Here is a 19,484-nt window from a genome sequence, read left to right on the forward strand (position 1 = left end):
TGCCTCCTCTTTTATAGGGCAGATTTGTAATAATCTTCCCATGCTTGTGTTTTCTTGTACGTAATCTCTTTCTTTTTAGATTTACCTACAACAACGCCATTTGAACCTTTTGAACTAGAAGAACTTGCTTGTGCACCCACTACACCAACGGCAGCGACAGCACCCACAAGTGCAGCTTTTGCGACAAAGCCACGTCTGCTCTCATTCATACAATGCTCCTTGTATACATTAATCCCTTTTGCAAGAGATTGCTCAAAAAAATCACCATTTTCTTGAGCAACCTCTTTAGGTTACTAGCGTAGGGTACGCTCTACTTTTGCTTCCAGCCCTGCCATCTTTTTAGCTTTATTTTCCGCTCTTCGTCTTGCTTCTGCCCCTGAAATCACTTCGACAGGTTTTTGAACTCTAACTTTTTCTTTAAGAGGTGGTTTTGCCACTTCAAAATACATACGCTCAAACGCCATAAATGCGTTAAGCACAATCGCAATGGATTGGTAAGCTTTGGACATTGGATGTTCATAAACGTTGATAATAAACTCATCCATAAAAGGGTTTATAACTTCCGTAAAAAGGCAATGTTGGATGTTTTCATACTCTTTTCCACCATGCATAATGAGCTCAATGAGTTCATGCATAAAGGTAAAGATAAATCCAACACTGTCTTCATTCTCTTTGAAATTAGCTTCATCGCGTCTGATTTTGGTTTTGGCTAAGAAATTTTTAACAGCTACGCGTTGATGTCCACTCTCAACACCTTCATCGTAATAGGAAGCGGTATTGCGAACGACTTTGTAGGCGGGATTATGGAAGACATCATCGTACTCTTGAATCAGTGCATTTTGACCTTTTTCAGTTAAAAATGCTTTAATTTCTTTGAGTGCTTCTGCTGAATTTTCATCAATAGGATTTTCAATCATTACATCAAGTGCTTCTGAAACACCTTTGTAACGATCCAAACTTGTTGTAAAAACAAATATTTTGCTCAAGAAGCCATAGTAGAGTGAGCGGGCTTTATTAACAGATTCTTTATTTATCACGGCTTTGTTCCTCATTTCTTAAAGTCAACAAAAGTAGACCGATATAGTCTGAATTCATTGAAATAGATAAAAAAGCTCGAAAACAAGGGAAAACACGGTATCTTTATAGAAACAAAACCCTCTTTTTACGATGCGTTATATAATTTTAGTAAACAACTGTTTACCGATTTCTAGTAAATTTACCACAGATTTGCTTAGGTGAAAATGGTAAAAAAAGAGTAGTTTAAAAACTTAAAAGTAACTTAAATATGTAAATTAAGCATATTACTTGGAGGGTTATAGCAGCGGAGGAAAGTATAGTTCAGAGAACATTAAAGCTCTCTGAACTGTTTTACATGTAAAGATTAATTTTAGAAGCTATAGCGCGCATTAGCATAGTAACTTCGACCTTCTTGAGGATAGCCGTAGCTATAGAAGTAGTCTTTATCAAAGATATTTTTGACACCAACGGCGAGTTCAAGTGCTTTGACTGGGCGATAAGCAACTTTCAAATCCATTAAGAAAAAATCTTTGGTTTGATAATCGCCATATCGGTAATCATTGCTAACATAGCGCTCACTCTCATAACGTACCTGAGGAATAATATCGACCATGGCGATTGGAGAATATTTTAAACGTCCTGCAAAACTATGTTTTGGAATATCAGTCACATAGGGATTTGCAGGATTGTCTTTAATATCTGCATCAATATAAGTATACGATACACTACTGCTTATGTACTCATCCCAAAAAGAGTCTAAAGAGACTTCAACGCCTTTATGCTCTTCTTTCCCTATATTTTGACTTTGCTTGCATTTACCGCCTGTACAAACGCCTACAACATCTGGAACATTCACAGAAGCGATATAATCATCCGATTCGGATAAGAAAAGAGCTACATGCGCCACGTGTGTATCCGTTACTTTTTGGTCAATACCCACTTCATAATTAATAGATCGTTCCGCTTTTAAATCGGGATTGGGAACATATGTACCCAGTTTAGTTGAATATCTATCTTTTAATGTAGGCATATTGCTTTTTTTAGCAATACTTCCATAAAGGGTCGTCGCATCACTTAGCTTATAGTAGAGTGCTGTTTCTGGATTGAACGCATCCGTATCATACTTTGGGAACTCTTTAATGGTTGTGCCACTGCGATATTCTGCTTTATCAATTTTATTCTCATCATAAGAGGCGCCCGTAACCCATGTAATTTGATCAGTCACTTTTAATGAATATTCTAATCCATAAGAAGTTGTTGTCCCTTCAGCTTTAATATCTTGCCCTGGTGAAGCGGAATCAATATCTTTATGATAATCTTTTTTTTGCGTAACCGATAATTTTAACATTTGGGCTTCTGTTAACTTAAAATCTAGCTCAGCATTACCACCTAATGTATAATCATTATACTCCGTTACTTCCGTTATTTTAGAACTTGTTGAAGGTAAATTATTGTACCAATTTATCTTATTATAAAACTCATCTCTGTACCAACGTGTCTTTAACATAATTGCATCATTGAGTGCTGTTTTTGTCAAGAAATAATAACTGGTTTTGTCCCAATCTGGCCAATACCAATGTCTATTTGTTGCCATAGCAACTGGTGCCGTTATATCACTAGCAAAATACGGTTGCCCTTTTTCTCCACGTTGTGCAATATAATTAAAAGCATATTCGTCCGTATCGTTAGGCGTATAACCAACTTTAATATTTATTTTTCGATCTTGGGAATCTGAGTTTTCTCGTTTGCCACCATTTTCATACCCGTTGGCAGTATAATCATTTGATAATTTAAAATAATCTCTTTCGTAGTTTGAAACTGAGATTAACCCATAATATTTCCCTTGATTGGTTCCCATGGTTAAATACTCTTCTTGCCCATTACCGCTAAAAACACCCGCACCCACTTCGCCTTCAAACTCTTTTGTTGGTTTTTTGGTAATCAGGTTAACAGCTCCACCCATTGTATTTGCCCCATACATTGGAGAAACATAGCCTTTTGATACATCAATTTCATCAATATCATAGGTTGTAAAACGACTTAAATCTGTTGTTTTATCATATGGTACATAAACGGGAATACCATCAACATAGATAGGTACACGACTTTGATTAAAGCCTCGGATACGAATACCCGTATCGTTTCTAGCACCTGTTTGTTGAATATACGTACCGGGAATACTTTCCAATGCTTGAGCAACTGTTTTACTCTCTGTATCTTTTATTGTTTGTGCATCGACAAATTCTGTCGTCTGATTTGCACTAATATCTTTTGATTCACTCACTTCAATTTTTCCAAGCTCAAATGTCTCACCCATTAACACGGACGCTGTGATCAATGAAAGAGCCAAACCAACGTTGTATTTCATATTTTCTCCTTTTAAATGTCTACCAAACATAGTATTTAATTTTATATAACGATAAAGATGCTTAACCCGAAAAAGCCCAACCAACCATCTCCTAATGATTCGTGTGAATAAACGAAGGGATACACACAGGATAACCACACGATGTCTGTTTAAGCTCAATATTGGTATGGTAAAGTTCATTGATGAGCTCTTGTGTAATTGTTTTACATGTAAGCCCATGCGCCAAAACGTGACCATCTTTAAGCGCATAGGTATAGCCACCGAGCATTAAAGCATGTTCCGGAAAATGGGTTGATTTTAAGAAGGTGTAGCCTTCCTTAGAGAGATTCATAATGGTTTCTAAAAGACGGAGCTGATTGCCGTAATCCAGCCCAGAAACCGGCTCATCCATCACCAAAATCTTTGCACCTTGTGCTAAAGAACGTGCAATTAAAACCAACTGTTTTTCTCCACCACTCAATGTTTGGAACGTACGTTTTTCCAAATGCAAAATCCCCAACCGCTCCATCGCCTCACGTGCCAAGTGTATGTCAGCTTGACTTGGCTTTTTAAACCATGTCTCAAAAGCAATGCGCCCCATAAGCACAATATCAAGCGCAAAAAAGGCAAACGCCACTTGTGTACTTTGCGGCACATAGCTTACATGTAAAGCGCGCTCTTTGATGGAATAGCTCTGTAACGTTTTGCCTTTTAAGATCACTTCACCACTTTTAGGCGTTAAAAGTCCTAAAAAGAGTTTCATCAATGTACTTTTTCCTGTGCCATTGGGACCTAAAAGCGAGACGATACTGCCTTCTTCAATGCGAAGGTCAACCCCTTGTAAAATAGGCTTGTCATTGTAAGAAAAAAAGATATTTTCCGCTTGGTAAAAACTCATGCAAATCCTTTTTTCGCATTTTTAAGCGCAAAAATAAAAATGGGAATACCAATCAGCGATGTCGCAATACCAATGGGAATTTCAACACTCATAGACGTACGGCACAATGTATCAACGATCACTAAAAATGTCGCACCCAAAAGCGCACACATCGGAAGTAAAACGCGGTTATCGGCACCGACTAAAAAACGTGCAATATGCGGAATGATGAGCCCTACCCAACCAATCATACCCGCAACGACTACCGTGAGCGTACTCAAAAGAGTTGCCAATAAAATCGCACTGTTACGCACCCATGCCACCCGTATACCCAGCGCTTTAGCGTCATCGTCGCCAAGGCTTAAAACGTTAAGGTATTTACCCATTAATGAAAGTACAATCGTGCTCAGAATCAGAGGCATTGCAACACTCGAGAGTGTTTTCATATCGACCGCACTGAAAGAACCCATCAGCCAATAAACAATAGTCGGAAGTTTATTGTAAGGATCGGCAACATATTTCACTGTAGAAAGTAGTGCAGAAAAAAGAGAGCTAGAAATAACACCGCCTAAGACTAATAGAATCGTCTGTGAGCCACTCCTACCGTAAATCTTTGCCACGCCAAGCGCCACTAAAACCGCTACAAAACCAAAGGTAAACGAGAAGAGTTGTACCCCAAGCCAGCTATTGGAAATCATAATGCCAAGAGCGGCACCAAACGAAGCACCCGCTAACACGCCCAAAATTCCAGGTGAAACCAGAGGATTCACAAACATCGCTTGAAATGCTCCACCTGAAACCGAGAGGGCTGCTCCCACAAGAACAACGGCTAAAATACGTGGTAAACGTATGTCAAAAACGATATTTGAAAGGAGTGCTACTTCATGGGGTGCTGTTCCAATGGTAAAAAATTTCCATAAAAGAAGTTGTCCTAATGTCCTAAGGTCAATCTCATAACGTCCCAAAGCCAAAGAGATAAGCAAACTTGCACCTAGCGCCACAATTATCATGCTAAAAAGAAGCGAGTTTTTCATACACGCCCCAAAATGTGATGAAGCTGCGTGTCGTTTAGATCAATGTTTAAAAAGAGTTTGTAAAATTCACGCATCTCTTGCGTAAATTGCTCTGAATTTGGCGTAGTATAAAGGATATGTGTCAACCATTTGACTCCTAAAAGACGCATAAATGATGGTGGTCGGTCGATCCAGTTAAACGGCACTTTGGGCACTAAATAAACCCTACCCTCACGAACCGCTTTGATAGAATTCCACCTCGCATCGCTTTTAACTTTTTCCACAAATTCTCGCTCTTGCGCCACAATGACATCAGGGTTATACAAAATCACCTGTTCTAAAGAGACTTTTTCAAGCCCCATACCACTTTTAGTAGTGCATAAATGAGGGTTGATACCCCCTGCAAATTTGATCGCTTCATAATGAAATGACTGGTCACACTCCGTAGAAAGTCCATCCGCACCCTCAGCATAGTAAACAACAGGGCGTTTAGATGCATTGGCTTTCACGATTTCTTTGGTATGTTCAAGTGCTTTCGTTGCATAGTCTGAGAGAATCTTTGCTCGTTGCTCTCTGCCTAAAACCTCACCAAAAAAGAGATAGGCTTTCGGTAAACTCTCAACACTTTCAAGATCAACATCAATGCTTGGAATTTTGCTACTCTCAAAGAGATACTGTGCTAGTTGACTGGAAGCATCGTTATTCCATAAAAAGACAACATCGGGATGCAAGGAGAGCAAGGTTTCACGGTTCATGCTGTTCCCTCCCCCTTGAAGACCTCCTACAACGGGAAGCGCCATGAAGCGAGGATCGAGCATGTTGGAAGACTCATTATTGCCCCGTGCATGGTTAAAGTTAAGCCCAACAATCAGTGAAGCATCAATCGTATAGATCATGTAAGTTGATGGCGGTGATGTACCAAATACCTTGGTAATAACATCAGGAATTTCAACTTTCTTACCACCCATATCAACTATTTCACGCGCACTAAGGCTTAAGAGTAAACACAAAAGGACGCAGACTATTTTTTTCATACCAATTCCTTTTTTTCATCGCAATAAGGACGTACGACTTCATTGAATGTTCGTAAAAGCGTTATATTTTCAAAAAGATCAACACCGAGTGGTTTCAATGTTATCGTGACATGATCTAAACATGCTTGAATGGCTTTGATTTTAGCAATACATGTTTTTGCATCGCCGATAATGCCACAATCAAAAAATTTCTGCCCATCAAAAAAAGTGCTCCGTTCAGCGATGAGCTGTTTGTATCTATTTTGATCAAAATGGGGTGATTTATGAAATGAAGATGCCGCACGCATGGACTTCGCAAAATGGTCAATCGTAGGACGTGCTTTATAAGCGGCTTCTTCATCACTTTTAGCAACATAAAATGTCCGCAAAAGTACGATCTGCGGTTTAAAACCAGCAATAGCTTCATATGCTTGGCTTACACGTGCACATTCGTCTAAATCAACCCCTTGCGAAAGCATCAGCCCAAAACCTTTTTTGGCAGCAAAGGCGATGGTTTCATCTGAGGCAAACGTTGCAATGTACGTGGGAATCTTCGCTTGAAACGGTTTTGGCTCGATATCAACTTCTGAAAAATGAATAAATTTACCCTCAAAACCAACGGGTTGATCCTTTACATGTAAAAGCTGTGTAACAGCATCCACACACTCAAACATCATCGGGCGCAGGTTTTCTACTGTGACATTAAAATGCTTTGAATCGGGTGCAAAAGCGCCTTTGGCAAAGCCTAGGTTGATTCTACCTTGACTTAAGTGATCTAGCGTTGCAACCTCTTCCGCTAAGCGAATAGCATCATAAAAGGGGGCTAAAAAACCAGCACATCCCAGCCTCACATACTTCGTTCGTGCCGTAGTGTACACTAAAAGAAGTGACGGAGAAGGACAAATACTAAAATCATTAAAGTGGTGTTCCCCCAGCCAAACTTCATCAAATCGCATCGCATCGACCAGTTCAATCAGTTTGAGCTGATTTTCAATCGCTTGGTTGGCATTCACATTAAAGCGCTCAAAGAGGCAAAAAATTCCCCATTTCATACGATTCCAAACTCCTCTTTCATATCTTTATATAAAAAACGCTTCATGGGCGTTGTCAAACTTCGACGGTTCACCATGCGCATCGAAAAAGGCTCAATCCAGTTCCAAAACTCTTCGATCAACTCTTTAGGAAAATTAAGATCATGGAGGGTTTGCTTGTACATCATAAGCCATACTTCCCTACTCTCATCGTCAATGGCAAAGGGAGCATGAGTACGGCACAAAGAGGGTGGACCGTAACTAAAGGTATAGGTTTTCTCGCCCCCTAAGGCCTGAATAAGAAAATGACTTGCTTTGGCAACCCCTTCCAAAAAATGAGCATCATCCGTTGGATACATCTGCGCAATAGCACTTTTTTGCAGTAAACGATGATGATGTAGCACAATTTTGGGAATGGTTTCAGCGCCTACTTTTCCTAAAAAACTGGGCGTTGGGAAAATGATCGGAGGCAATGAAGCTTTGAGATCAAAGCTACTCCATTTAAGAGGTTCACTCTTTTTAGGAGTCGTTAGTTTATGAAGAAAATGATGACCATTACACATAAAATCTCCTTAGGATTTAAGCTTGAACACAACGGGTATTGCAATTTCCAACTCCTCTTTGGGTGGAAGCTCAAAAGGGATGGCATCTAAGACAGCATCGATAGCATTGCGATCTAAAATCGCTTTGCCACTGGACTTTGCAATCTTAATGGACGATGCATCTACCATGCCATTGGAATGAATTAAAAACTGCACCACCGCCTCACCTTCCAATCCCATTTTTTTTGCCATAGAGGGATAACGAAGGCTCTCTTGAATCTTATGCCTTACTTTGGCAAGGTAAATGGAGAGCAAATCATCGCTTTGGTGCGAAGATGATACGGAAGCTTTTTCTTGTGTTTTAGCACTGGCGGGCGCTTCCGCCGTTTGTTCGACAAAAGAGTCACTTGAAGGAGCTGATGACACAATAGGCTCTTGAATGTGTTTTTGAATAGGGACTGTTTTAACAGGCTCTTTTTGAACTTTTTTTTCAGGTTTTTTTTCTACTATCGGCTCAGGTTTAACAGGTTCTAATGGAACTTCATGTTTGATTTCTTCAGCGGCTGGTGTGGGTTTTGGCTCGTCTAAAAAACTCACCTGTGTCACCACAAACTCGCGAATAACAGGCTTTGGAATCATCATACTCCCCATAAAAAGAGCATACGCAATCATTACATGTAAAAACAGCGTACCCAAAGAGGCGGCAAAAAAATGCGATGCTTTCACGTACCTGCCTTGGTCGTTTGAATTGCAAATGTACTAATGCGATGTTTTTTGCAAATGTCAATCACTTTGACAACATATTCAAACGGTGTTTTAGCGTCGCTGCGAAGCACAATATGAGGATCTTTTTCGCCTATCTGTGCCATTTTTGTATCTAAATCGTCTATAGAGAGTGCCACATCATCGTAATACAGTTCTCCCGTTTCACTCAAAGAGAGCGTAATGGGCTTTTGATCCTCTTTATGATTTTCAGCGTTCGTGGCCTGTGGTAAATTCAGAGGAATCTTACCTTGTGTTACAAAGGTAGCTGTCACCATAAAAATGACCAAGATAACCAGCACAATATCAACAAAAGGCGTCATATTAATCTCGGCAATATCACTCTCGTAGACAGGTTCACGCCTCATTGAGTTGTGCTTCCTTCTGTGTTAAAACCACTTTGACGCGTCTTGTGAAATAGTTATAGGCGATAACACATGGAATCGCAACAAAAAGACCCGTAGCAGTTGCAATCAAGGCTTCAGAGATGCCTTGCATAATGGGCTGTACATCAAAAGCATTGGAAGATCCTATCATATGAAATGCTTGAATAATTCCTAAAACAGTTCCAAAGAGTCCTATAAAGGGGGCGTTATTGCCAAATGTGGCTAAAATACCTAAACGCGCTTCAAGACTCAGACGTAATGTATAATAATCAATACTTTGATAGTTTTTTTGAATGGCTCCAAACGCCAAAAAACGCTCGATCATCACGCCAACGGCGATGACACTCATAGAAACCAACACCCAAAGTACAGGGTCAATTCCCACAAGAGCGAATGATAATAATTTTTCACTGAGCATTTTTTCTCCTTACATCAACGAATGCAAAACCCTTTTCGCTCAATCGCTATATACTATACATAATAACGGTTGAGCGAAAAAAAGCAGACAACAAGAAACGAGAACATTATATCGCAATATATTTGCAAATACAACGTAAAATATACACTTTACTGCGTTCATTCTGTTTAAAAAATAGGCATCCTATAATGAAAAGAATGCACGAAGAGCGCTTCATTCGACTTTTGTGCTATACTTATTCCACAATTACACCTCTAAAATAGATAGGAATACCATGTTAGAAGCACGACTTTGGATGAAAAAAAGCGATAAAAATTATCTCGGTAAAGGGCGTATAGAGCTTTTAGAACACATTCGAGAACATGGATCTATTCATGCAGCAGCTAAAGCGATGAAAATGAGTTACAAAGCTGCTTGGGATTCAGTGGATGCGATGAACAACCTTTCTGAAATTCCACTGGTGCAAAAAACAAGCGGTGGTAAAGGCGGCGGAGGAACACTTCTGACACCTAAAGGCGAAGAGGTCATCGCAGCATTTCACAACTTACAAGAAAAACATCAACAATTTTTAGATCTTTTTGCGAACAGCGAAGATCTACTCACGATCGTTCAAACACTTAGCCGCCTCTCTTTGAAACTCAGCGCGCGTAACCAACTGATAGGCACTATTAGTGCTATTAATGAAGATACGGTGAATGTTGCCGTTGAGCTTACGATCAAAGCTGCTGATAAAATTTACGCAAGCATCACCAAAAACAGTTATCAAGAACTCGGTCTGCATCTAGGGGAGAATGCTATTGCTATCATTAAAGCAAGTTCGGTGTTGCTTTCCAAGAGTAAACCCGCTATTGCCTGCGAAAATTTACTCAAAGGGACTATTATTCAAATTCTTAGTGATACCTCCAATACAGAAGTCACATTGGAGCTTGAAAGTAAAAGTACCATCACTGCCACCATTGCCAATGATGCATTTGAGCCACTAAACCTCAAAGTCAATGCGGAGGCCTATGCATTTTTCAAAGCATCTAATGTTATCTTAGGCGTTTAAAGACTATCTTAACGCCTCTTTTGGGCTCTTGGTAACACCACCACATTTTCTTTTAAAATGCTTAAATAGTAACCATTTTATTGCACATAAAATAACTCCTATCTCCTTTTCTCTCTTTAAACTCTTGCCATATAGATTTTTTCGTGCTACCATTATGTTTTAATTTATATAACGAATGCGAGTAAAAATTATCATCTATTTTAATAGTTCAAGGAGACTCTATGCCAGTTATGGTTGATGGTGTTAAAGTACAACTCTTTAGTGAATGTGACCCCAACGCCCCTTTCCCACAAACGGATGAAAATCTAAGACGTGCCCACCCGAAGATTGATGTGATCTTTCCCGAAGTCTTCTTCCCTTCCAACAAAACCTATCTAGCGATTGGAGAAGCCAAAATTCGTGAAGTGGTTAAGTTGCACCATGATCTCGTGCGTAAAAGTAAAATCGGTCATCTTTATCCTCAAGAGGAAGCTGCTTTTATTGCAGCCACAACAAAAATTGAAGATTTTTTTGTACAAATGTTAGGTGGTGCTGATCTGTACACCTCCAAACAAGGTCATCCAAAGCTCAGAGAACGTCATTTTCCCTTTGAAGTCACTGAAACAGGGCGTGACATCTGGCTGATGTGTTTTAAAAAAGCACTCAAACAAGCGCATGTTCCTAAAGAGTTTTTACCCGAAATTTGGAATTGGGTTGAATCCATCTCAATGCGTATGATCAATAGACGTACCAGTATGGAAATGCTCAAACGTTACCCTTATGAGAGTATTCAATCTTATTTTGACGCTTAACGCTCTTTACATGTAAAAACAATCCCAAAGGATTTTTGATGCGCTATTTACTTCTCTTTTTACTTTTTTTTAGTTCACTTTTTGCCAATACAACACGCACATTTACTGATATTTCAGGAAAAAACATCAGCTTACCTGAACATGTCACACGTATTTATGGCTCAGCTCCTCCTATTACTTTTATGCTTTATGTCATCGATGATGCTCCACTCATTGGTGTGAATTTTCCACAGACAAATAAAGACAATAGTGATGGTGAGAAATTTTTAAGCAAACACTTTATGAGCCTTCCTGTATTGGGTGGTTGGCATGGAAACAACACCCCTAACTTAGAGGCGATTATCGCAGTAAAACCCGATGTCATTGTGACATGGGATACGCCACTTCTCAATGAAAAAACGGCCAAAGATTTAGCACGCATCAATATTCCAGCTCTCAAAGTGAATATTGATGATTCACGTCATTATCCTGAAGTCTTTCGCTATCTTGGAAAAGTGATGCACAAGGAAGATCGTGCTAATCAGCTTGCAAATATGGCACAAAATTATTTGGATGAGCTTAAAAATTTTGTAGCGACTGTTCCTGAGCAAGAGCGTACCAAAGTGTATTACGCAGAAGGTGATTTCGGACTTCAAACAGAGTGTGACGTCTCATTTCACTCTGAACCTTTAACGCTTGCGGGAGGAAATTTAGTCCATAAATGTGTTCAAAATAGTGTTATCGGACTGCAAGAAGTCAGTTTTGAGCAGGTTCTCATCTATGCTCCCGATGTCATTATTGTGCAAAACCCCGCTTTTTATAAAACAATTTTTACCGATAAAAAATGGGCTATGCTTAAAGCGGTTCAAACAAAAAGAGTGTACTTAGTACCAAAATCTCCTTTTAACTGGACCGATCGTCCACCTTCCTTTATGCGTATTATTGGGGCACATTGGATTGCCAGTAAACTCTATCCAACACGTTACCCTTTTAAGATTCAAGAAAAAGTGAGAGCGTTTTATCAACTCTTCTTTGGTGTCGCACTGAGTGACGAAGATCTCAAAACTTATTTTGATCTTTAAATACTAAGACTCTCTCATCAACCTTTTAGAGAGTCTCTGGTTTGCAATGAAACCTACTTTTGATTAAAGGAATACCCTATGATCTGCCCAATTTGTGAACGAAGATGCCGTGTTGAAGAGAACAGTGTTGGTGCATGTGGACGTTATCAATGTCACAACAATACCATGCTCGAACGCTTCCCAAACTCGTATCTTGTGGTAGCTCCCATTTCGGCTGAGACGATGCCAGTGCTTCACTTTCATCCCCGTGCAAAGTTTTTGCAAATTAGTACCACTGGGTGTAATTTTGACTGTTTGGGGTGCATTTCAACAGTGGTGGCTAAAGAGATGGATGTGCAAAGTCCTGCACTTAAAAAACTCTCTCCCATACAAATTGTCAACAAAGCATTGGAGCAAGAGTGCGATGGTATCGCTTTTTTAATGAACGATCCCCTCGCCTCTTTTTATAGCTTTCTTGAAATCTGCACCTTAGCCAAAGAGTGTGGGCTGCTGACAGGCTGTTCCACCAATGGCTATTTCACACCCGAATCGCTTAATCTGCTCGCTCCGCATTTGGATTTTGTGAACATTGGGCTTAAAGGTTTGTGCAATGACATCTACAAAAGTTGTGGCGCAAACAGTTACAAACCTGTTTTACGTAACATTGAACTTTTTTACCGAAAAGGCGTTCATGTCGAAGTGGCGTGTATTCATAAAAAAGATAATGATGATGAAGTTCTTGCTATTGCAGATACTATAGCAAAGATTTCGAAAGAGATTCCGCTTCAGATCATGCGGTTTATTCCTATTGATGATGCCAATATTAACCTTGAGCCATCCATCTTAGCTTCGGAAATGCTTTACAAAAAACTCACATCACGCCTTGATTATGTCTACTTGTTTAACTCCCCAGGATCAGAGTGCCTGAACACCTACTGCCCAGAATGTGGTGCGCTCATTTTTGAGCGAGATTTTTACGGCCCAATGGGTTCAAAATTAAGAACAATCAGCCACAACTATCAGAACAATACCTGTTCACACTGTCATCATAAACTTCCTATCGTAGGGAACCCTTGTCAAAAAGTCTTTGATGAAGATGGTTTTGAAGGCGGATACCCACTTACTAGAGCACTCGAAATTGTCGAAGGAACACTCGCAACACTTGGTGTGACAGATCAAAAAGAAGTTACGACATGTTGGGAAGAACTTTTACGTGGGGATGGACTAAAACGTTTACATGTAAACATTCAAAACTTTGAAGATTATGCCACTACCATTCATTATCTTGCCAAAATGACCCACACAGAGACTACCGCCAAAAAACTTCTAGCCTATATGCGAGACAAAATTGCCATTATTGCGCAAGAACTTCCAAAGGTAATAACAAAGCCCCGTGTTTATTACGTCATGGGTAAACCTTTATTTGCACTTGAAGAGGAGCGACTTGAAAATCAATTGGTCGAGATGGCGGGTGGTATTAGTGTCAATAAAACGCTCAGTTTAAAAGGAAGACCCGGACGGAAAATCTCTGTTGAAACACTCAATGAACTCAACCCAGACGTTATGTTTATCTCTTCTTTTTTAGATTGTCCGTTGGACGAGTTTTACACTTTTTGTGAAGAGCAAGGTATTGTTGGCAATGCTGTAAAGAGTAAACGCATCTATACACACCTAGCCCCTTGCTTTGATTTTGGGAGCCCCCGATGGATTTTAGGCTTGATGCACATCGCCAATATGTTGCATCCTGAACTTTATCATTTTGATGTTTTACACGAAGCAAAGGTCTTTTATCAGGAGTTTTATGACACACCATTAAATATACCTTCTATCAATCGCTCCTTTGCAAAACCAAGTCAATACCACAAGATGCTTCATATTTAAGCAGTACCCTCTTGTACTTATGGTTAAATTTCGTTATAGTTACAAGTATATAACGTATAAAGGATGTTTTATGGAACCAGCGTTTAATTTTTGGGACAACATGGCGAAGCGCTACCCACGCTTTAACGATATAACAATGAGTCAAGACGTCAATCATATTTTAAATTGGTGCCAAAATAAAAATGTTTCATTTGAGGGTGCTTCTATTTTAGATATTGGGGCAGGAACTGGAACCATTGCCATTCCGTTGGCACAAAAAGGCGCACAGGTAACTGCTATGGATATTTCAGAAGGAATGTTGGCAGCACTCAATGAAGATGCAAAAGAACAAGGACTCAGTGCAAAAGTTTCTACGCACCAAAGTGATTGGGACTCATTTCCATTAAACCAAAAATACGACATTGTTATCGCTTCAATGACTCCTGCGATTAGTGACCTACAAAAAATTGAAAAAATGCTTGGAGCTACAAAAGGGATAGGTATCTATGTTGGTTGGGGAAAATACCGCATTAATAAACTCGTGGAAGCTCTCGTGAAAGCCCATACAAAAGAAGAAGAGGATTGCGCATCAGGTGGCTGTATCAAAGCCAATCAATTTATTGAAATTTTAAAAGAGAAAAATATTCCTTTTGAGAGCGATTTTTTTGCAACATCTTGGGTCGATATGTACACTTTTGATGAGGCAAAAGAGTATTCTTATGATCAACTCAAACGTAAAGAGATAACCCTGATGAAGAGATTGTAGAATCTATTTTAGTCTCGTTTCTTAAGGACGATAAAGTCCATGTAAAAACGGAAGCAGAAAAAGGGATGGTTTTGTGGAACGTCGCTTAAGAAGATACCCTTAATCGGGTATCTTCTTTTTTATTTATTCTTTAATCAATAAAACGTTAACGGCTTTAACAATGACTTTGACTTTATCACCCTCTTTGAGTCCCATCTCTTCGATGGATTCCATGGTCATAACGGAGCTCATTTTGTTAGCAATAATATCACCAACATCAACCTGACACATCACTTCGCCTTTTTTGATCTTCTTAACTGTTGCTATAATTTCATTGCGTGCGCCGTATTTCATTGTCATACTCCTTGGTTTAAATAGAACAAAATGCTACTCCAAAGCCTTATAACCTGTCAATTCCAAACGCTTTACATGTAAAGATTTTAAATGACATAATCATTCCATAAAGCCTCATTCGTATAGATGCGTGCACTCTCAAAATGGACAAACAAAGCGCCACTTTCATACGCTTTAATTGCTTGCCATTCGGTTTTTGAAATCTCAGCTTCCACCTTTTGGCGCTCATGCAGTGTTTCAAGCTCGACTCTCACACGAGGACCTACCAATCTCCAGCCAATCAGCTTCGCCTCGATGCCACCACCAATGGCATTATCAATACTAATATGAATTTCATGCGGACGAACAAAAAGCGATGCTTCTTTGGAGCTCCCAAGATCGGGCGTATTTAGCTCGGTGTTTTCAAGGTGCAGTGAGCCTTGCTCCACACGGGCGTGAAACAGATTGACATTACCCAAGAAGCCATAGACAAACGGATTAGCAGGTCGGTCATACACCTCTTCGGGCGTGCCGATTTGCTCGATTTTGCCTTGATTCATCACAACGATTTTATCGGAAACTTCAAGTGCCTCTTCTTGGTCGTGGGTCACAAAGACACTGGTAATGTGAATTTCATCGTGTAGATTACGAAGCCACTGGCGCAGTTCTTGGCGCACTTTAGCATCCAGAGCTCCAAAAGGTTCATCGAGCAACAATACCTTAGGCTCCACGGCAAGCGCACGTGCAAGCGCAACACGTTGGCGTTGCCCACCTGAGAGTTGTGAGGGATAGCGATTAGCAATCCAATCCAGCTGAATGAGTTTCAGCAGTTTATGGACCCGCTCTGTAATCTCCTCTTCACTCGGACGTGTTGCTTTGGGACGCACACGAAGTCCAAAGGCAACATTTTCAAACACACTCATGTGACGAAAAAGCGCGTAGTGCTGAAATACAAACCCCACTCCCCGATCACGCACATGCGTTGCGGTCGTATCTTCTCCATTAAAATAAATCGTTCCACTATCCGCCTCTTCTAGTCCTGCAATGATGCGAAGCAGGGTCGTTTTCCCTGAGCCTGAAGGGCCAAGAAGCGCTACAAGTTCACCATCGGGAATGGTCAAATTGATGTTATCGAGGGCTGTAAAAGTATCAAAACGTTTATTAATATTTGAAATCTGAATACTCATTCTTTATCCTTAATGCGCGAGTGAGCGTTTTTTACCGATGCGCCACTCAATGAAACTTTTTAGCACCAACGTTACCAGTGCTAAAAGGGTTAAAAGTGAAGCAACCGCAAAGGCCGCGGTGAAAAGGTACTCGCCGTATAAAATCTCTACATGTAAAGGCATGGTGGTCGTCAACCCTCTGATGTGACCTGAAACAACCGCAACCGCACCAAACTCACCCATCGCTCTGGCGTTACTTAAAATCACACCATACAACAGTCCCCATTTGATGTTGGGAAGCGTCACTTTCCAAAATGTTTGCCAGCCTGAGGCACCGAGTGTTAAGGCCGACTCTTCTTCATCTTTGCCTTGTTCTTGCATGAGAGGAATGATCTCACGTGCCACAAAGGGCGAAGTGATAAACAAGGTTGCGAGGATAATGCCTGGTGTGGCAAACACAATACGTATATCATGCTCACTCAGCCACGCGCCAAACCAACCTTGACTTCCAAATAAAAGCACAAAAATGAGACCTGCAATCACAGGAGAAACCGCAAAAGGAAGATCGATCAGGGTAATTAAAAACCCTTTACCTCGAAATTCAAACTTAGCGATCAACCAAGCAGTGGCAACACCAAAAATAGTATTGAGCGGAACGGTAATGAGCACTACTAAAAGTGTCAATTTAATTGCTGCAATGGCGTCTGGCTCACTGATGGATTCCCAGTAAACTTTCCATCCTTTTGCTAAAGCTTCACTAAAAACTACGCCTAATGGAAGTGCTAAAAAAATGGCTAGGAAAAGAAGTGTAATGCCCAGTAAAAGTGGTTTCAACCACCTCGGTTCTAAACGATGTTCTGTTTGCATCTTCTCTTCCTATAAACTTTTTTCGCGACTGTAAATCTGAATAGCATTAATCAAAAACAAAATGACGAACGTTGCAAGTAACATCACGGTTCCAACCGCTGTTGCGCCCACATAATCATATTGTGAAAGTTTTGTCACGATGATGAGCGGCACGATTTCACTCACAAAGGGCATATTGCTTGAGATAAAAATAATCGAGCCATACTCGCCTAGCGCTCTTGCAAACGAGAGCGCAAAACCTGTTAAAAGGGCTGGCATTAAAGAGGGTAAAATGACCTTTATAAACGTTTGTAGCCATGATGCCCCCAAACTTGTAGCCGCTTCTTCAAACTCTTTTTCAAACTCCTCAATCACAGGCTGAACGGTACGCACCACAAAAGGAAGCCCGATGAAGATGAGTGCGACCACAACACCTGCCCTAGAATAGGCGATCACGATGCCTAAGGGATCTAAAAGTCTACCGATCCAACCACTTTGTGCAAAAATAGCTGCCAGCGCGATACCTGCGACCGCTGTTGGAAGTGCGAAAGGTAAATCTACCAGTGCATCAACAATTTTTTTGCCAAAAAAGTTATACCGAGACAGAGTCCACGCAACGATCAGTCCAAAAAAGAGGTTGACAACCGCTGCAATCAAGCTCGCTCCAAAACTCAGTTTAAACGAAGCCAATACTCTAGGGTCTATAATGACCGCACTAAATTCGCTCCATGAAAGTTTGGTCGTATAAAGCAGTAACCCTCCCAGTGGAATGAGCACTAGGAGGGTTACGTAAGTCAGGCTAAAGCCAAGCGTTAAGCCAAACCCTGGCAAAACACTGGGCTTTCTAAAGCGCCATTTCATCGCTTAATTGAAGCGAAGATTTTGTCAAACTCGCCACCGTCCGCAAAGTGTTTCTTTTGAGCTTCCCCCCATCCGTTAAAGAGTGCATCAATCGTAAAAAGTTTAAGTTTTGGGAATGTTGATTCACTCTCTTTAATAATTTCAGGATCGGTTGGACGGTAGTAATTTTTCGCTGCAATTCTCTGCCCTTCTTTAGAGTAGAGGTACTCTAAGTAGGCGGTTGCTACCTCTTTCGTTCCTTTTTTCTCGGCATTTTTATCAACAACACTGACACTTGGTTCGGCTAGGATACTAATACTGGGAACGACGATGTCAAATTTATCGGGACCTAATTCTTTAATCGACAAGATCGCTTCATTTTCCCAAGCAATTAAGACATCGCCCAAACCTCTTTGAACGAAGGTATTGGTAGCACCACGTGCGCCTGAGTCAAGGACGGGGACGTTGGCGTAAATTTTAGAGACAAACTCTCTGGCTTTCTCTTCACTGCCGTATTTTTCAAGTCCATAACCCCATGCGGCTAAATGGTTCCAACGTGCTCCACCTGAAGTTTTAGGATTGGGCGTTATAACTTTAACATCGGGCTTTGCTAAATCATCCCAGTCATGAATTCCTTTAGGATTGCCTTTTCGTACTAAGAAGACAATGGTAGAGGTATAAGGGGCACTGTTATGGGTAAATCGTTTTTGCCAATTAGGATCAATCGCATGCGCTTTTTCAGCGATGGCATCGACATCGTACGCAAGAGCTAAGGTAACAACATCTGCATCCAAACCATCGATAACACTTCTGGCTTGCGCACCTGAACCACCATGTGACTGACGTACGGTTACGTTGTCACCTTTAATCTCTTTCCAATGTTTAGCAAAGGCTTGGTTATACTCTTTGTAAAACTCTCTGGTTGGGTCGTACGAGACGTTAAGCAAGGAGATATCTGCGGCGTGAATGGAAGGCACGATAAGTGCCAAAACTGCGACGGCTAATGAAAAAAGACGTTGTGTGTATAAGAATTTCATGTTTTTTCTTTCTGATTTTTTTCTGGAGTTCTCAAAGAACTCTTGTGATGACTCCTGAGTCAAGCTCAAAAGCTCTGCTAAACGCTACTTGCATCTTACGCAAAGAAATTTTGCACAACTAAATGCATTTCTTTTTACATGTAAGACGTTTTTTTAGCAACACATCAGACAAAAAACATGAGTACTCTTTCCATGAATAATGGCTTTACTAGACTTCATGGTTCACCTCCTTGTTTTGAATTGACGAAATAATAGCAGATTCTTTTTTTATTGTCAAGAATACCAAGCGATTTACTAATATATAAACATGCCCGCTTCTCTTTTGAAGGAGTTATGTTATAATTTCACCAAATTCCACAAAAGGTTTTGGGG

At 40.4% G+C, this 19,484-nt stretch carries 21 protein-coding genes; 5 read left to right on the plus strand and 16 right to left on the minus strand.

The genetic code is table 11. The features are described 5' to 3' along the window. Nucleotides 1-11 precede the first annotated feature (11 nt). The 11 genes from SJPD1_RS12715 to SJPD1_RS12765 all read right to left on the minus strand — a co-directional run bounded on the left by SJPD1_RS12715 (nucleotide 12) and on the right by SJPD1_RS12765 (nucleotide 9,406). Nucleotides 12-209 carry a twin-arginine translocation signal domain-containing protein gene (locus SJPD1_RS12715; RefSeq protein ID WP_096047473.1) on the minus strand — a complete coding sequence of 66 codons (198 nt, stop codon included), beginning with the start codon at nucleotides 207-209 and terminating at the stop codon, nucleotides 12-14. Between the two features lie 84 nt (nucleotides 210-293). After that, nucleotides 294-1,037 carry a TorD/DmsD family molecular chaperone gene (locus SJPD1_RS12720; protein ID WP_096047474.1) on the minus strand — a complete coding sequence of 248 codons (744 nt, stop codon included), beginning with the start codon at nucleotides 1,035-1,037 and terminating at the stop codon, nucleotides 294-296. A 350-nt stretch (nucleotides 1,038-1,387) separates the two neighbouring features. Continuing rightward, the gene (locus tag SJPD1_RS12725; protein ID WP_168171366.1) at nucleotides 1,388-3,385 is read right to left on the minus strand and encodes a TonB-dependent receptor plug domain-containing protein; all 1,998 of its coding nucleotides are present in this window, start codon (nucleotides 3,383-3,385) and stop codon (nucleotides 1,388-1,390) included. Nucleotides 3,386-3,476: 91 nt separating this feature from the next. Next, nucleotides 3,477-4,262 carry an ABC transporter ATP-binding protein gene (locus SJPD1_RS12730; protein WP_096047476.1) on the minus strand — a complete coding sequence of 262 codons (786 nt, stop codon included), beginning with the start codon at nucleotides 4,260-4,262 and terminating at the stop codon, nucleotides 3,477-3,479. Beyond that, nucleotides 4,259-5,275, minus strand: a complete 1,017-nt coding sequence (locus SJPD1_RS12735) for a FecCD family ABC transporter permease (RefSeq protein WP_096047477.1) — start codon at nucleotides 5,273-5,275, stop codon at nucleotides 4,259-4,261. The genes SJPD1_RS12730 and SJPD1_RS12735 overlap by 4 nt, the downstream gene beginning before the upstream one ends. Next, on the minus strand, nucleotides 5,272-6,288 hold the full coding sequence (locus tag SJPD1_RS12740) for an ABC transporter substrate-binding protein (protein ID WP_096047478.1): 1,017 nt from the start codon (nucleotides 6,286-6,288) through the stop codon (nucleotides 5,272-5,274). The genes SJPD1_RS12735 and SJPD1_RS12740 overlap by 4 nt, the downstream gene beginning before the upstream one ends. Beyond that, nucleotides 6,285-7,319, minus strand: coding sequence for an LLM class flavin-dependent oxidoreductase (locus SJPD1_RS12745; protein WP_096047479.1), 1,035 nt, complete (start codon nucleotides 7,317-7,319; stop codon nucleotides 6,285-6,287). Before SJPD1_RS12745 ends, SJPD1_RS12740 begins: the two co-directional genes overlap by 4 nt. Continuing rightward, nucleotides 7,316-7,861, minus strand: a complete 546-nt coding sequence (locus SJPD1_RS12750) for a globin domain-containing protein (RefSeq protein ID WP_087439496.1) — start codon at nucleotides 7,859-7,861, stop codon at nucleotides 7,316-7,318. Before SJPD1_RS12750 ends, SJPD1_RS12745 begins: the two co-directional genes overlap by 4 nt. A gap of 9 nt (nucleotides 7,862-7,870) precedes the next feature. Continuing rightward, on the minus strand, nucleotides 7,871-8,566 hold the full coding sequence (locus SJPD1_RS12755) for an energy transducer TonB (protein ID WP_096047480.1): 696 nt from the start codon (nucleotides 8,564-8,566) through the stop codon (nucleotides 7,871-7,873). Further along, the gene (locus tag SJPD1_RS12760; RefSeq protein ID WP_087439498.1) at nucleotides 8,563-8,970 is read right to left on the minus strand and encodes an ExbD/TolR family protein; all 408 of its coding nucleotides are present in this window, start codon (nucleotides 8,968-8,970) and stop codon (nucleotides 8,563-8,565) included. Before SJPD1_RS12760 ends, SJPD1_RS12755 begins: the two co-directional genes overlap by 4 nt. Continuing rightward, the gene (locus SJPD1_RS12765; protein WP_087439499.1) at nucleotides 8,960-9,406 is read right to left on the minus strand and encodes a MotA/TolQ/ExbB proton channel family protein; all 447 of its coding nucleotides are present in this window, start codon (nucleotides 9,404-9,406) and stop codon (nucleotides 8,960-8,962) included. Before SJPD1_RS12765 ends, SJPD1_RS12760 begins: the two co-directional genes overlap by 11 nt. 274 nt (nucleotides 9,407-9,680) lie before the next feature. Here SJPD1_RS12765 and SJPD1_RS12770 point away from each other — a divergent pair, with 274 nt between their 5' ends. From SJPD1_RS12770 to SJPD1_RS12790, 5 genes are all read left to right on the plus strand, one after another. After that, nucleotides 9,681-10,454 carry a TOBE domain-containing protein gene (locus SJPD1_RS12770; protein WP_087439500.1) on the plus strand — a complete coding sequence of 258 codons (774 nt, stop codon included), beginning with the start codon at nucleotides 9,681-9,683 and terminating at the stop codon, nucleotides 10,452-10,454. A 221-nt stretch (nucleotides 10,455-10,675) separates the two neighbouring features. Beyond that, complete coding sequence (locus SJPD1_RS12775; RefSeq protein ID WP_087439501.1) at nucleotides 10,676-11,245, plus strand: globin domain-containing protein; 570 nt, start codon at nucleotides 10,676-10,678, stop codon at nucleotides 11,243-11,245. 38 nt (nucleotides 11,246-11,283) lie between these two features. Then, nucleotides 11,284-12,306, plus strand: a complete 1,023-nt coding sequence (locus tag SJPD1_RS12780) for an ABC transporter substrate-binding protein (protein WP_087439502.1) — start codon at nucleotides 11,284-11,286, stop codon at nucleotides 12,304-12,306. Nucleotides 12,307-12,384: 78 nt separating this feature from the next. After that, complete coding sequence (locus SJPD1_RS12785; RefSeq protein WP_096047481.1) at nucleotides 12,385-14,166, plus strand: radical SAM protein; 1,782 nt, start codon at nucleotides 12,385-12,387, stop codon at nucleotides 14,164-14,166. Between the two features lie 70 nt (nucleotides 14,167-14,236). After that, nucleotides 14,237-14,911 (plus strand): class I SAM-dependent methyltransferase, encoded by a 675-nt coding sequence (locus SJPD1_RS12790; RefSeq protein ID WP_210394375.1) that lies wholly within the window; start codon nucleotides 14,237-14,239, stop codon nucleotides 14,909-14,911. 123 nt (nucleotides 14,912-15,034) lie between these two features. Here SJPD1_RS12790 and SJPD1_RS12795 read toward each other — a convergent pair whose 3' ends face one another. The 5 genes from SJPD1_RS12795 to SJPD1_RS12815 all read right to left on the minus strand — a co-directional run bounded on the left by SJPD1_RS12795 (nucleotide 15,035) and on the right by SJPD1_RS12815 (nucleotide 19,112). Then, nucleotides 15,035-15,244: a TOBE domain-containing protein gene (locus SJPD1_RS12795; protein WP_096047483.1), complete on the minus strand. Its 210-nt coding sequence runs from the start codon at nucleotides 15,242-15,244 to the stop codon at nucleotides 15,035-15,037. A gap of 86 nt (nucleotides 15,245-15,330) precedes the next feature. Then, complete coding sequence (locus SJPD1_RS12800) at nucleotides 15,331-16,410, minus strand: sulfate/molybdate ABC transporter ATP-binding protein (RefSeq protein WP_096047484.1); 1,080 nt, start codon at nucleotides 16,408-16,410, stop codon at nucleotides 15,331-15,333. A 9-nt stretch (nucleotides 16,411-16,419) separates the two neighbouring features. After that, entirely contained in the window at nucleotides 16,420-17,256 is an 837-nt protein-coding gene (cysW, locus tag SJPD1_RS12805) for a sulfate ABC transporter permease subunit CysW (protein ID WP_096047485.1), read from the minus strand. 9 nt (nucleotides 17,257-17,265) lie between these two features. Then, on the minus strand, nucleotides 17,266-18,096 hold the full coding sequence (gene cysT, locus SJPD1_RS12810) for a sulfate ABC transporter permease subunit CysT (protein WP_096047486.1): 831 nt from the start codon (nucleotides 18,094-18,096) through the stop codon (nucleotides 17,266-17,268). Next, on the minus strand, nucleotides 18,093-19,112 hold the full coding sequence (locus SJPD1_RS12815) for a sulfate ABC transporter substrate-binding protein (RefSeq protein ID WP_096047487.1): 1,020 nt from the start codon (nucleotides 19,110-19,112) through the stop codon (nucleotides 18,093-18,095). Before SJPD1_RS12815 ends, cysT begins: the two co-directional genes overlap by 4 nt. Nucleotides 19,113-19,484: the final 372 nt, after the last annotated feature.

Source organism: Sulfurospirillum diekertiae (assembly GCF_002309535.1).
In the GTDB taxonomy this organism is placed as follows: Bacteria; Campylobacterota; Campylobacteria; order Campylobacterales; family Sulfurospirillaceae; genus Sulfurospirillum; species Sulfurospirillum diekertiae.

What these genes read in the sequence shown, in the direction of transcription:
- SJPD1_RS12795 (WP_096047483.1), bottom strand. Translation starts at nt 15,244, where the DNA reads ATGAAATACGGCGCACGCAATGAAATTATAGCAACAGTTAAGAAGATC.
- SJPD1_RS12775 (WP_087439501.1), top strand. Translation starts at nt 10,676, where the DNA reads ATGCCAGTTATGGTTGATGGTGTTAAAGTACAACTCTTTAGTGAATGT.
- SJPD1_RS12735 (WP_096047477.1), bottom strand. Translation starts at nt 5,275, where the DNA reads ATGAAAAACTCGCTTCTTTTTAGCATGATAATTGTGGCGCTAGGTGCA.
- SJPD1_RS12790 (WP_210394375.1), top strand. Translation starts at nt 14,237, where the DNA reads ATGGAACCAGCGTTTAATTTTTGGGACAACATGGCGAAGCGCTACCCA.
- SJPD1_RS12815 (WP_096047487.1), bottom strand. Translation starts at nt 19,112, where the DNA reads ATGAAATTCTTATACACACAACGTCTTTTTTCATTAGCCGTCGCAGTT.
- SJPD1_RS12770 (WP_087439500.1), top strand. Translation starts at nt 9,681, where the DNA reads ATGTTAGAAGCACGACTTTGGATGAAAAAAAGCGATAAAAATTATCTC.
- SJPD1_RS12785 (WP_096047481.1), top strand. Translation starts at nt 12,385, where the DNA reads ATGATCTGCCCAATTTGTGAACGAAGATGCCGTGTTGAAGAGAACAGT.
- SJPD1_RS12725 (WP_168171366.1), bottom strand. Translation starts at nt 3,385, where the DNA reads ATGAAATACAACGTTGGTTTGGCTCTTTCATTGATCACAGCGTCCGTG.
- cysT (WP_096047486.1), bottom strand. Translation starts at nt 18,096, where the DNA reads ATGAAATGGCGCTTTAGAAAGCCCAGTGTTTTGCCAGGGTTTGGCTTA.
- SJPD1_RS12740 (WP_096047478.1), bottom strand. Translation starts at nt 6,288, where the DNA reads ATGAAAAAAATAGTCTGCGTCCTTTTGTGTTTACTCTTAAGCCTTAGT.
- cysW (WP_096047485.1), bottom strand. Translation starts at nt 17,256, where the DNA reads ATGCAAACAGAACATCGTTTAGAACCGAGGTGGTTGAAACCACTTTTA.
- SJPD1_RS12745 (WP_096047479.1), bottom strand. Translation starts at nt 7,319, where the DNA reads ATGAAATGGGGAATTTTTTGCCTCTTTGAGCGCTTTAATGTGAATGCC.
- SJPD1_RS12780 (WP_087439502.1), top strand. Translation starts at nt 11,284, where the DNA reads ATGCGCTATTTACTTCTCTTTTTACTTTTTTTTAGTTCACTTTTTGCC.
- SJPD1_RS12765 (WP_087439499.1), bottom strand. Translation starts at nt 9,406, where the DNA reads ATGCTCAGTGAAAAATTATTATCATTCGCTCTTGTGGGAATTGACCCT.
- SJPD1_RS12715 (WP_096047473.1), bottom strand. Translation starts at nt 209, where the DNA reads ATGAATGAGAGCAGACGTGGCTTTGTCGCAAAAGCTGCACTTGTGGGT.
- SJPD1_RS12750 (WP_087439496.1), bottom strand. Translation starts at nt 7,861, where the DNA reads ATGTGTAATGGTCATCATTTTCTTCATAAACTAACGACTCCTAAAAAG.
- SJPD1_RS12800 (WP_096047484.1), bottom strand. Translation starts at nt 16,410, where the DNA reads ATGAGTATTCAGATTTCAAATATTAATAAACGTTTTGATACTTTTACA.
- SJPD1_RS12760 (WP_087439498.1), bottom strand. Translation starts at nt 8,970, where the DNA reads ATGAGGCGTGAACCTGTCTACGAGAGTGATATTGCCGAGATTAATATG.
- SJPD1_RS12730 (WP_096047476.1), bottom strand. Translation starts at nt 4,262, where the DNA reads ATGAGTTTTTACCAAGCGGAAAATATCTTTTTTTCTTACAATGACAAG.